The 11,680-nt window shown below is 73.9% G+C and carries 10 protein-coding genes; 5 read left to right on the top strand and 5 right to left on the bottom strand.

The annotated features are described in order from the left end of the window. Positions 1–149: 149 nt before the first annotated feature. From ACFV4G_RS13155 to ACFV4G_RS13145, 3 genes are all read right to left on the bottom strand, one after another. Positions 150–1,130 (bottom strand): acyl-ACP desaturase, encoded by a 981-nt coding sequence (locus ACFV4G_RS13155; RefSeq protein ID WP_380439571.1) that lies wholly within the window; start codon positions 1,128–1,130, stop codon positions 150–152. Positions 1,131–1,394: 264 nt separating this feature from the next. Then, positions 1,395–2,714, bottom strand: coding sequence for a sensor histidine kinase (locus ACFV4G_RS13150; protein WP_380439569.1), 1,320 nt, complete (start codon positions 2,712–2,714; stop codon positions 1,395–1,397). Positions 2,715–2,793: 79 nt separating this feature from the next. Then, positions 2,794–3,447 (bottom strand): response regulator transcription factor, encoded by a 654-nt coding sequence (locus ACFV4G_RS13145; RefSeq protein WP_097235981.1) that lies wholly within the window; start codon positions 3,445–3,447, stop codon positions 2,794–2,796. Positions 3,448–3,890: 443 nt separating this feature from the next. On the opposite strand from ACFV4G_RS13145, the gene ACFV4G_RS13140 reads away from it, so the two are divergent. Next, positions 3,891–4,076, top strand: coding sequence for a hypothetical protein (locus tag ACFV4G_RS13140; RefSeq protein ID WP_030057688.1), 186 nt, complete (start codon positions 3,891–3,893; stop codon positions 4,074–4,076). Positions 4,077–4,273: 197 nt separating this feature from the next. Here the strand turns inward: ACFV4G_RS13140 and ACFV4G_RS13135 are convergent, their stop codons facing one another. Both ACFV4G_RS13135 and ACFV4G_RS13130 read right to left on the bottom strand, forming a co-directional pair. Continuing rightward, positions 4,274–5,092 carry an inositol monophosphatase family protein gene (locus tag ACFV4G_RS13135; protein WP_380439566.1) on the bottom strand — a complete coding sequence of 273 codons (819 nt, stop codon included), beginning with the start codon at positions 5,090–5,092 and terminating at the stop codon, positions 4,274–4,276. A gap of 21 nt (positions 5,093–5,113) precedes the next feature. Further along, positions 5,114–6,256 carry a ferrochelatase gene (locus tag ACFV4G_RS13130; protein ID WP_380439564.1) on the bottom strand — a complete coding sequence of 381 codons (1,143 nt, stop codon included), beginning with the start codon at positions 6,254–6,256 and terminating at the stop codon, positions 5,114–5,116. A 130-nt stretch (positions 6,257–6,386) separates the two neighbouring features. On the opposite strand from ACFV4G_RS13130, the gene ACFV4G_RS13125 reads away from it, so the two are divergent. The 4 genes from ACFV4G_RS13125 (at position 6,387) to sepH (ending at position 11,563) form a co-directional block, all read left to right on the top strand. Then, the gene (locus ACFV4G_RS13125; protein WP_380439562.1) at positions 6,387–7,643 is read left to right on the top strand and encodes an MFS transporter; all 1,257 of its coding nucleotides are present in this window, start codon (positions 6,387–6,389) and stop codon (positions 7,641–7,643) included. 134 nt (positions 7,644–7,777) lie between these two features. Next, positions 7,778–9,100: a D-arabinono-1,4-lactone oxidase gene (locus tag ACFV4G_RS13120; RefSeq protein ID WP_380439560.1), complete on the top strand. Its 1,323-nt coding sequence runs from the start codon at positions 7,778–7,780 to the stop codon at positions 9,098–9,100. Positions 9,101–9,238: 138 nt separating this feature from the next. Continuing rightward, positions 9,239–9,847 (top strand): hypothetical protein, encoded by a 609-nt coding sequence (locus tag ACFV4G_RS13115; protein ID WP_380439558.1) that lies wholly within the window; start codon positions 9,239–9,241, stop codon positions 9,845–9,847. Between the two features lie 648 nt (positions 9,848–10,495). Beyond that, positions 10,496–11,563, top strand: coding sequence for a septation protein SepH (gene sepH / locus ACFV4G_RS13110; protein WP_380439556.1), 1,068 nt, complete (start codon positions 10,496–10,498; stop codon positions 11,561–11,563). Positions 11,564–11,680: the final 117 nt, after the last annotated feature.

The raw sequence follows: 11,680 nt of genomic DNA, 5'->3' as shown, positions 1-11,680 counted from the left end.
TGTGTGTTGTCCACAATCACCACCCCCCGGCCAAACACCACAAAAACCCCCCCCCCCCCCCCCCCCGGGCGCCCCCCCGCCCCCCCCGCCCCCCGCGCCCCCCCCCCGGGGGGGCGCCCCACCGGCGGACGTCGGCCCGCAGGGGCGTGCTAGGAGGCGCGGCGCGCGGCCCGGCGGGCGAGCAGGGCGGCCTGTCGCTCCTCGAACTTGCGGGCCTGCTCGTCCAGCCCGTCGAGGAAGACGCCGAGCTCGTCCTGGGCCATCAGGCCTTCCGCGCCGAGGCCGTCGATCTCCATCACCCGCAGGTGGCGGAGCACCGGCTGCAGCACGTCGTCGTGGTGGATGCGCAGGTTGTAGACCCCGCCGATGGCGATCTGCGCGGCGGCGCGCTCGAAGCCCGGGATGCCGTGGCCGGGCATCCGGAAGTCCGTCACGACGTCGGCGATGGCCCGCATGGCCTGGTCCGGGGCGATCTCCAGGGCGGCCTTGAGGAGGTTGCGGTAGAAGACCATGTGCAGGTTCTCGTCGTTGGCGATCTTCGCCAGCAGCTGGTCGCACAGCGGGTCGCCGGCGTGCTTGCCGGTGTTGCGGTGCGAGATGCGGGTCGCGAGCTCCTGGAAGGCCACGTAGGCCACCGAGTGGAGCATGCTGTGCGCGTTGTCGGACTCGAAGCCCTCGGACATGTGGGACATCCGGGCCCGCTCCAGCTCCACCGGGTCGACGGCCCGGGTGGCGAGCAGGAAGTCGCGAATGGCTATCCCGTGCCGGCCCTCCTCGGCGGTCCAGCGGTGCACCCAGGTGCCCCAGGCGCCCTCGCGGCCGAACATCGTCGCGATCTCGTGGTGGTAGCTCGGGAGGTTGTCCTCGGTGAGCAGGTTGACCACGAGGGAGACCCGGCCGAGCGCCGTCACCTGGGACTGCTCCAGCGACCAGGCATCGCCGCCGAGCACGCCGTCGAAGTCGCGGCCCTGGCTCCACGGCACGAACTCGTGCGGCATCCACTCCTTGGCCACCGCGAGGTGGCGGTTGAGCTCCTTCTCGACGACCTCTTCGAGGGCCAGGATCAGCCGGGCGTCGGTCCAGGCGCTCGATCCGAGCGAGGTGCTGCGCTGCACAGGGGCGATGGTCACGGGGGTTGCTCCTGGGGGACGGCACGCGCGGGACGGGCGCGTTGGGCGGGCACGTCGGGGGACGCGCGGAGGGGCACACTTACGGTTGCGTAGGTTACGACACCGTAAGTTGCCCGGACCGGAAAAGACAAGCCGCCCCCGCCTGGCCTTATGTCGTCTTGACGGGCCTGGCGGGGGCGGCCTCGAACGGTCGCTTACGGAGGGCGGTGGCGCGGGCGGCGCGAGGGGCGGCGCAACCGGCCCCGCAGCGGCCCGCGGGCGCGGTCAGGGGCCCGGGATGCGCACCCGCATCGTGAGGCCGCCACCGGGGCGCGGAGTGGCCTCGATGGCGCCGCCGTGGGCGCGGACCACCGAGCGCACGATGGACAGGCCGAGCCCGACCCCCTTGTCGCTGCGGGTGCGGTCGGCGCCCTTGACCCGGCGGAACGGTTCGAAGATGTGCTCCAGCTCGTACTGCGGCACCACCGGGCCGGTGTTCGAGACGACCAGCTCGCCGCCGCCCGGCACCTCGGCCGTGGTCAGCTCGACCCAGCCGCCGGCGGTGTTGTAGCGCACCGCGTTCTGCAGCAGGTTCAGCGCGATCCGCTCCAGCAGGACGCCGTTGCCCGAGGCCACGGCCGGATCGAGCGTCGAGCGCAGCTCGACCTCGCGCTTGTCGGCCTCCGAGCGGGTCTGCTCCAGCGCCCGGGAGGCCACCTCGGACAGGTCGACCGGGCGGCGCTCGGTGAGCTCGTTGTCGCTGCGGGCGAGCAGCAGCAGGCCCTCGACGAGCTGCTCGCTGCGCTCGTTGGTGGCCAGCAGGGTCTTGCCGAGCTGTTGGAGGTCGGGCGAGGCGGCCGGGTCGGAGAGCTGCACCTCCAGCAGGGTCCGGTTGATCGCCAGCGGCGTGCGCAGCTCGTGCGAGGCGTTGGCGACGAAGCGGCGCTGGGAGTCGAACGAGCGGTCGAGCCGGTCGAGCATGCCGTCGAACGTGTCGGCGAGCTCCTTGAGCTCGTCGTCCGGCCCGTCCAGCTCGATCCGCCGGTGCAGGTCGGAGGAGGCGACGTCACGGGCGGTGCGGGTGATCCGGCCGAGCGGGCGCAGCACCCGGCCGGCCATCGCGTAGCCGGCCGCGAAGGCGATCACGGCGAGGCAGACGAGGACGGTGAGGGACTTGCGCAGCAGCGTGTTGAGCGCCTGGTTGGACTGGACGGTCTGGTAGTTGGCCAGCCACCGGTCCAGCGTCGCCTGGTTGGTGATGGTGATGCCGTCCGGCGTGGTGACGCTGATGTTGCCGGTCGGGCTGCTGAGCACGAGGTGCGGCAGCGAGGCGTCCTGGAGGGCCTGGCGGACGAAGTAGTACATCACCAGCAGCAGGACGATGCCCGCCATCAGGAACATCCCGCCGTAGAGCAGGGTGAGCCGCATCCGGATGGTCGGGCGGAACGGCAGCCAGGCGAGCATGCCGTCGCCGGGGACGTAGTTCTCGTGCGTCGACTGGTGCAGCCGGGGCGCGCGCGGGGGGTGTGCGGGCTTGGGCGGTACGACGCGCGGGCCGCCGGCGGGCGCGCCGGAGGGCCCGCCGGCCGGGGGCGGGGTGGTCATGATGGGTCCTCTCGGGGCGTCCGCCGGGGCGGGCGCTGGTCGGTGGGGGGATCCGCCGGGGATCCGGGGCGGGCTCCGCTCAGATGCGGTAGCCGGAGCCGGGCACGGTGACGATGACCGGCGGGTCGCCGAGCTTGCGGCGCAGCGTCATGACGGTGACGCGCACGACGTTGGTGAACGGGTCGGTGTGCTCGTCCCAGGCCTTCTCCAGGAGCTGTTCGGCGGAGACGACGGCGCCGCCGGCGCGCATCAGGACCTCCAGGACGGCGAACTCCTTGGGGGCGAGCTGCACGGTGCGTCCGTCGCGGATGACCTCGCGGCGGCCGGGGTCGAGCGAGATGCCGGCGCGCTCCAGGACGGGCGGCAGCGGGACGGTCGCGCGGCGGCCCAGCGCCCTTACCCGGGCCACGAGTTCGCTGAAGGCGAACGGCTTCGGAAGGTAGTCGTCGGCGCCGATCTCCAGACCCTCGACCCGGTCGCTGATGTCGCCGGAGGCGGTCAGCATGATGACCCTGGTGGCCAGGCCCTGTTCGACCACCTTGCGGCAGACGTCGTCGCCGTGGACGAGCGGCAGGTCCCGGTCGAGCACCACGACGTCGTAGTCGTTGACCGCGATGCGCTGGAGCGCGGCCTCCCCGTCGTACACCACGTCGACGGCCATCGCCTCGCGGCGCAGGCCGGTTGCGACGGCCTCGGCGAGCAGCTGCTCGTCCTCGACGACGAGAACCCGCACGGTCGTTGTCCCTTCTCCAGGCCGGCCCCGGAAGCGGACGCACGGCTCCGAACGTGTCTCCATCCTGCCTGGTCCTTCGGTAAAGCAGCGATAAGCTGCCCCTCGGGCAGGGTTCGCCCGGCTCCCCGCCGGTCACGGTTCGCATCCGGAGCAGTCCGATTGGACTGTGACACGGGCAACTTTCTCGGCCGGGCAGGTTTCCCGGCCGCCGGGGCGGGGAGGACAGCTGCACACCCGCGATCTGGCCCTTGGCCGGTCGCACCCACCCGCCGTGCGTTCATCCGCGCCGGCCCTGGGGCATGGGACGTCACCGGGAGCGGCCGAGGCCGTCTCCGCGCCCGACCGGAGCAGCAGACCCGCCGGCCCGGGCGCTTCCGTCGACCGGACCACCTCAGGGCGGAGAACGCACGACCGTGCACGTCCGACACAGTAAGGGGGCCCGTATGGACGCCTTCAAGGCCGGAATCCTGCAGCGCATAGCCAACGCCGAGCAGGACCTGCACCGCGCGATCGAGGCCGGGGACGAGTTCCTCGCCGAGGTGGAGCAGTCCGAGCTGGACGACCTCCGCCGACTCGCCGCCGAGCACGGCGTGGACACCGTGCTCGAGCGCCACCGCACCGCCGCGTGACGCTTCGCAGCACCTGACCCGACGCCGGTCCTCCGGCACCAGCGGCCCTGCGGGGGCCGTGCGAAACCCCAGGCCCTGGCATCCCCCGTATGCCAGGGCTCTTCGTTTGCCCGGCCCGGGAGGAACCCGCGCCTGCGGGGGCAAAGATTTGCCCCCGGGACATGACGTGTCCCAGGGGCGAACGTCCGGTGAAGCGCTCAATCCGCCCAGGCGCGCAGCGCGGCCAGGCGCTCCTGGAGCGGCTCGTACACGCCGGGTGCGGCGGCGACGGTGAGCCGGCCGTCCGGGCCGTGTCCGGGCCGTCCGCCGGTCAGGGCACCTGCCTCGGTGGCGATCAGGCAGCCCGCGGCGCGGTCCCAGGGAGCCAGGCCGCGCTCGTAGTAGCCGTCCAGGCGCCCGGCGGCGACGTCGCACAGGTCCACCGCGGCGGCGCCGCCCCGGCGGATGTCCCGCACCTCGGGCATCAGGGCCAGCAGCACCTCGGCCTGCCGGACCCGCACCGCCTCGACGTAGTTGAAGCCGGTGCCGATCAGCGCCTGCCCCCACGGCGGGGCCGGGCGGGCGGAGATCGGCGCGCCGTCGAGGCGGGCGCCGCGGCCGACGACGGCGTGGAACAGCTCGCCGCGGGCCGGTGCGTGGACGACGCCGACGACCGCCCGGCCGTCCACCTCGGCGGCCACGCTCACCGCCCACGAGGGCAGCCCGTACAGGTAGTTGACCGTGCCGTCGAGCGGGTCGACGACCCAGCGCACCCCGCTGGTGCCGGGCCGGTCGGCGCCCTCCTCGCCGAGGTAGCCGTCCTGCGGGCGGCGCTCGGCGATCAGCTCCACGACGAGCTTCTCGGAGGCGAGGTCCATCTCGGTGACCACGTCGACCGGGCTGCTCTTGGTGCCGGCCACACCCAGGTCGGCGGGCCGGGCGTCGCGCAGCAGGGCGCCCGCCCGGCGGGCGGCGTCCAGGGCCACGTCGAGCAGGTCGTCGAGCAGCCGGGCGTCGGACAGAGCGGGGCTGGACACGGGCATCTCCTCCGGTACGGGTCAGCGCTCGGCGGCGGCCGGGCGGGGGGCGCGCGGGTTGGGGCAGCAGGCCACCGCGCACACGTCGTGGCTGGGCCCGAGCGCCCCGAGGGCGCAGCGGGTGACGTCCTCGCCGCGCTCGGTGGCGGCCCGCTCCAGGACCAGCTCGCGCACGGCGGCGGTGAACCGGGGGTCGGCGCCGACGGTGGCCGCCCGGGCCACCGGCAGGCCGAGCTCGGCGGCCTTGGCGACGGCCTCGGTGTCGAGGTCGTACTTGACCTCCATGTGGTCGGAGACGAACCCGATCGGGACCATCACGACGGCCGGCGCGCCATCGGCGTGCTGGGCCTCCAGGTGGTCGCAGATGTCCGGCTCCAGCCACGGGATGTGCGGGGCCCCGCTGCGGCTCTGGTAGACGAGCTCCCACGGCCGGCCGGCGACGCCGGTGCGCTCGGCGACGGCCTCGACGACCAGCCGCGCGACGTCCAGGTGCTGCGCGACGTACGCACCGCCGGACTCACCGCGGGCCGGGTCGTCCGGGGCGCCGGAGGTCTCGGCCATCGCGTCGGGGATGGAGTGGGTGGTGAACGCCAGCCGGGCGCCGTCCCGCACGCCGGCGGGCAGCCGCTCCAGGGCGGCGACGGTGGCCTCGGCCATCGGGCCGACGAAGCCCGGATGGTTGTAGAAGTGCCGGAGCTTGTCGACGCGCAGCTCGGGGCCGCCCTCGTCGGCGAGGACGGCGAGCGCGTCGGCGAGGTTCTCGCGGTACTGGCGGCAGCCGGAGTAGCCGGCGTAGGCGCTGGTGGCGAGGACGGCGATCCGACGGTGACCGTCGGCGGCCATCTCGCGCAGGGTGTCGGTCAGGTAGGGCGCCCAGTTGCGGTTGCCCCAGTAGACCGGCAGGTCCAGGCCGTGGTCGGCGAAGTCCTTGCGCAGCGCGGCCAGCAGCTCGCGGTTCTGCCCGTTGATCGGACTGACCCCGCCGAACATGAAGTAGTGCTTGCCCACCTCCTTCAGCCGTTCCTTCGGGATTCCCCTGCCGCGGGTGACGTTCTCCAGGAACGGCACGACGTCCTCGGGGGCCTCGGGGCCGCCGAAGGAGAGCAGCAGGAGGGCGTCGTAGGGAGCGGCGCCGGAGAGGGAGGGTTTGCGCGCGTCGGACATGGCACCGATCCTGCCATTGAGGGGCCGGGGCCCGTCGGCGGGGCGGCGCGGAGAGCCCGGAAAATACCGTTTGCCAACATACGTAAGCTGTGTTCAACCGCCTTGTTCCTTACCTCCCCGGAGCTTCCGCGTGCTGTCCAGCTACCGCCAGATATTCGCCGCCCCCGGCACGCTGGCCTTCTCCTCCGCCGGGTTCATCGCCCGCCTGCCGATCTCGATGACCGGCATCGGCATCGTGACCATGCTGTCCCAGCAGCGCGGCTCCTTCGGGGTGGCGGGCCTCGTCTCGGCGACCCTGGCGATCGCCGCCGCGGTGCTCGGACCGGCCGTCTCCTGGCTCGTCGACCGGCACGGCCAGCGCCGCGTCGCGCTGCCCGCCGCCGCGTTCACCATCGCCGCGGCGACCGGACTGCTGCTCTGCGCCCACTTCGACGCCCCGGACTGGACGCTCTTCTTCTTCGCCGTCGGCATGGGCGCCATGCCCAGCGCGGGCGCCATGGTCCGCGCCCGCTGGGCCCACCTCTACCGGGACAAGCCCGCCCGGCTGCACACCGCGTACTCCTTCGAGGCGGTGGTCGACGAGTTCTGCTTCATGGTGGGCCCGATCCTCGCCGTCAGCCTGGCCACCAACGTCTTCCCCGAGTCCGGCCTGCTCGCCGCCGGCCTCGCGCTCACCGTCGGGATCGTCCTGTTCACCGCCCAGCGGCGCACCGAGCCGCCGGTCCACCCGGCCGCCGGGCGCAGCGGCCGCAGCGCGATCCTCAACCCCGGCCTGGTCGTGCTGGTGCTCACCTTCATCGCCACCGGGGCGATCTTCGGCTCGGTCGAGATCGTCACCGTCGCCTTCGCCCGGGCCCAGGACCACGAGGGCCTCGCCGGCACCGTCCTCGCCGTGTGGGCACTCGGCTCCGGCCTGGCCGGCATGGTCTACGGCGCGCTCAAGCCCACCAGCCCCCTGGCGAATCGTTTCGTCGTCGGCGTCGTGATGATGGCGCTCACCATGATCCCGGTGCTGCTCGTCGCCGAGGCGGTGCAGGGCCTCGGCGGGCTGCTCGCCACCGGCGCCGTCCTGCTGCTCGCCGGCGTCGCCATCTCCCCCACCCTGATCTCCGCGATGGCCCTGGTCGAACGGCTCGTCCCGGCCGCCCAGCTCACCGAGGGCATGGCCTGGACCACCACCGGGCTCGCACTCGGCGTCGCCCTCGGCTCCTCGGCCGGCGGCTGGGTGGTGGACGCCTCCGGCGCCGCCGCCGGCTACTGGGTGCCGCTGGTCGCCGGCGTGTTCGGCGTCCTGGTCGCCCTCGTCGGCCTGCGCACCCTGCGGGCCGGCCTGCCCGCGGCCGAGCCCGGGGCGCCCGCCGTCGAACCCGTAGACCTCGGACGGTGAACTGACTAATCTCCTCCCTACTCGCGGGCCTACCCGCGGGTAGGGGCCCGCGCGGCCCCGTGCACAGGCCCCACCGGCGGCCCCCACCGCCCGGACCCCGCCGACCCCGTCGGCCACGGAGCAGGAGTCAGCACATGCCCCAGGCCAGTACCGCGACCGCCGTCCGCTGGACCAACTGGGCCGGCAACCAGAGCGCCCGGCCCGCCCGGGCCGCCGCGCCCGGCACCGCGGAGGAACTGGCCAGGGAGATCCGGCGCGCCGCCGAACAGGGCCGCACCGTCAAGGCCGTCGGCTCCGGCCACTCCTTCACCGCGATCGCCTCCGCCGGCGACGGCGTCCAGATCCGCCCGCACGCGCTCACCGCCGTCCGCGGGATCGACCGCGAGGCCGGCACCGTCACCGTCGAATCCGGCCTCCCGCTGCACCGGCTCAACCGGCTCCTCGCCGCCGAGGGCCTCTCGCTCACCAACATGGGCGACATCGAGGTCCAGACCGTCGCCGGCGCCACCAGCACCGGCACCCACGGCACCGGCCGCGACTCCGGCTCGCTCGCCGCGCAGATCCGCGCCCTGGAGATCGTCCTCGCCGACGGCACGGTCCACCGCTGCTCGCCCACCGAGAACCCGCGGCTCTTCCAGGGCGCCCGGCTCGGCCTCGGCGCGCTCGGCGTGATCACCGCGCTCACCTTCGGCGTCGAGCCGTCCTTCCTGCTCACCGCCCACGAGCAGCCGATGCGCTTCGACGAGGTCCTCGACCGCCTCGACGACCTCACCGCCGTCAACGAGCACTTCGAGTTCTACTGGTTCCCGCACACCGACCGCTGCAGCACCAAGCGCAACAACCGCAGCCAGGGCCCGGCCGCCCCGCTGCCCCGGTTCAAGGGCTGGCTGGAGGACGACTTCCTCTCCAACACCGTGTGGGAGGGCGCCTGCCGGGTCGGCCGCCGCTTCCCCGGCAGCATCCCCGCCATCGCCTCGCTGGCCAGCCGCGCGTGGTCCGACCGCAGCTACACCGACACCTCGCACAAGGTGTTCACCAGCCCGCGCAAGGTCCGCTTCGTCGAGATGGAGTACGCCGTGCCGCGCGCCGCCGTCGCCGACGTGCTGCGCGAGCTGAAGGCGCTCATCGAACGGTCCGACTGGCGGATCAGCTTCCCGGTGGAGGTCCGCTTCGCCCCCGCCGACGACCTCTGGCTCTCCACCGCCTCCGGCCGCGACAGCGCCTACATCGCCGTCCACCTCTACCGGGGCACCCGCGACCAGGGCTACTTCACCGGCGTCGAACAGCTGATGGCCGCCCACGAGGGCCGCCCCCACTGGGGCAAGCTGCACACCCGCGACGCCGAGTACCTCGCCGGGGTCTACCCGCACTTCGGCGACTTCACCGCCCTGCGCGACGAGGTCGACCCCGGCCGCCTGTTCGCCAACCCGTACCTGCGCCGGGTCCTCGGCGACTAGGACACGCCCTGGCCCGCCGGGGTTCCGGCGGCGGGCGCCGGGGCCTCCGACGCCGGGGCCTGGCTCGGCGCGGGCGGCTGCGGAGTCGTCCCGCCGGTCGGCTTCCCGCCACCGCCCGCCGACGGGGACGCGCCGGAGGTGGGCGTCCCGCTCGGGCTCGGGTCCGGGGTCGGCGTCGGTGTCGGGGACGGCGACCCGCCCGAGGTCGGCGACCCGCTCGGGCTGCCGCTCGGCTCCGGCCGCGGCCTCGACGTCGCCGGCTCCGACGCACCGCCCGACGGCGTCGCGCCCGGCCCGTGCCCGCCACCGGACGGCCGGCCCGTCGGATCGCCGGCCGGCGGCTTCGGATCCGTGCCCACGCTGCCGCCGAACGACGTGCCGTTGCCCGTCTGCCCGGTCACCGTCGCCGACACCGGCTGCCCGGTGACCATCTCGAACGCCACGATCGGCGTCATCGCCAGCACGAACACCAGCCCCGACACCGCCGCGTACGTCCGCCACGTCCACCGCCGGCGCGCCCGGACCACCTGCGGCTCGTTCCACTCCGACGAGATCACCGGCACCCGCGGCTCCACCGGAGCCACGTCGTCCGCCGGCACCTGGCGCAGCCCGTTCACCGTCTGGTTCGGCCCGCGGTCCACCGCCTCGCGCAGCTGCTCGCCGGTGCGCCTGAAGAGGTGCTGGAACAGCGCACCGCCCGTGGTGGCCCCGACGCTCACCACCGCCGCGCCCATGATCGTGCCGTAGACCCCGAGTTCGGACGCCAACAAGGCCCCCGCCACCGCGGCCAGCGCGCTCGCCACGACCTGAGCCACACTCAGATCGATCCGCCTGCGCTCGTCCTTCCCGTCCTCCTCGACGGGCTCCCGCTCCGGCATCGACATCCCTCGGTCCGTACGACTGTTCTTCGAACAAGTCACTCCATCTTGCCCAAAGAAGGACACAAGGGACGAAAATCCGGTTCTTCCCTCCGCGATTGTGTGAAGATGATCACCGTCCATCCGGCAGCGGTCCGCCGCCCGGGGCGCGCGCTCTTGAGATTCCCGTGAATCGCGGGAGACTTGAGCGGCGAGCCGCCCCTCCGGATGCCACGAATGGAGTACTGTTCGTAAAGCCTGAGCCTTGGGTCGACTTGTCGACTGCCAGTACCACGGCAACTTGACGAAGAGCCACGACACAGGCACGCACGGCGACGCCGGTCCCGGATCGTCGCGAACACTCCGCGTGCGAGGACGGCCGGGACACCCAGGCGCGACGTCGACGGATGACGTGGCAAAAAGGCAACCGTGCCACAGCGGTGTGGACGGGCGTGAGCCCGACACGCCGGGGAACTCAGCAAGGTTGTGGCCAGTCGCGAGTGGGCAGGCCACACTCAGTACGGGAGCAGCGACGCAGGTGACGTCGGCAGGCACCACCCGGGAGGTAACCGTGCCCGAACTGCGGGTTGTGGCCGTCAGCAACGACGGCACACGGCTGGTGCTCAAGGCTGCCGACAGCACGGAGTACACCCTCCCCATCGACGAGCGGCTGCGCGCCGCCATCCGCGGCGACCGCCCGCGCCTCGGCCAGATCGAGATCGAGGTCGAGAGCCACCTCCGCCCCCGCGACATCCAGGCGCGGATACGAGCCGGTGCCTCCGCCGAGGAGGTCGCCCAGGCCGCCGGCATCTCCGTCGACCGGGTCCGCCGCTTCGAGGGACCCGTCCTCGCCGAACGCGCCTTCATGGCCGAGCGCGCCCGCAAGACCGCCATCCGCCGCAACGGCGAGTCCCCCGGCCCCCAGCTCGGCGAGGCCGTCGCCGAACGGCTCGCGCTGCGCGGCGCCGAGAAGGAGACCGAGCGCTGGGACTCCTGGCGGCGCGACGACGGCACGTGGGAGGTCATCCTCTCCTACCGCTCCGACGGCGAGGGCCGCAGCGCCTCCTGGACGTACGACCCGCCCCGGCGCCTCGTCACGCCCAACGACGACGAGGCCCGCGCGCTGATCGGCGAGACCGTCGAGCGCGAGGAGGACTCGGTCTTCCCGTTCATCCCGCGGATCGCCCGGCTCCCCCAGGACCGGCCGCCCCGCCCGATGATCGACCGCCCCTCCGCCGACCGCATCATGTCCGCCCGCGAGGCGCGCGAGGCCGCGGCCGAGGGCCGGGACTCGCTCACCAGCCTGCTCGACGTCGTCCCCGCCTTCCGCGGCGACCTCGCCGTCGGACCCGCCCCGGTCGAACCGGTACCCGCCGAGGTCGCCGAGGAGACCGAGGAACCGGCCGCCGCCGCGGCACCCGCCGTCGGCGCCGGCTCCGCGTACGCCGACATCCTGATGCCGCGCGCCGTCGCCCCGCACCGCGAGCGCCTGGTCGGCACCACCGACCGGCAGGCCGAGGCGGACGGCGTCCGGCCCGGCCGCCGGGCCACCGTGCCCAGCTGGGACGAGATCGTCTTCGGCAGCCGGCGCAAGAAGCAGGAATAACCGTCCGCGCGAGAAGGGGGGGGGGGGGGGGGGGCCGCGCCCCGCCCCCCCGCCCCCCGGGGCGCGGGGGGCGACACCCCGGCGGCGGGGGCGCCGCCCCCCGGCGGCCGGGCCGGG

It is taken from the genome of Kitasatospora sp. NPDC059747 (assembly GCF_042732955.1).
In the GTDB taxonomy this organism is placed as follows: Bacteria; Actinomycetota; Actinomycetes; order Streptomycetales; family Streptomycetaceae; genus Kitasatospora.
The sequence above is the reverse complement of the archived record's forward strand: the minus strand, read 5'-3'. Positions and strand labels throughout refer to the sequence as shown.

Bases quoted from the DNA above. Each gene is read 5' to 3' on its own strand.
- ACFV4G_RS13150 (WP_380439569.1), bottom strand. From the start codon at position 2,714: ATGACCACCCCGCCCCCGGCCGGCGGGCCCTCCGGCGCGCCCGCCGGC.
- ACFV4G_RS13140 (WP_030057688.1), top strand. From the start codon at position 3,891: ATGGACGCCTTCAAGGCCGGAATCCTGCAGCGCATAGCCAACGCCGAG.
- ACFV4G_RS13130 (WP_380439564.1), bottom strand. From the start codon at position 6,256: ATGTCCGACGCGCGCAAACCCTCCCTCTCCGGCGCCGCTCCCTACGAC.
- ACFV4G_RS13120 (WP_380439560.1), top strand. From the start codon at position 7,778: ATGCCCCAGGCCAGTACCGCGACCGCCGTCCGCTGGACCAACTGGGCC.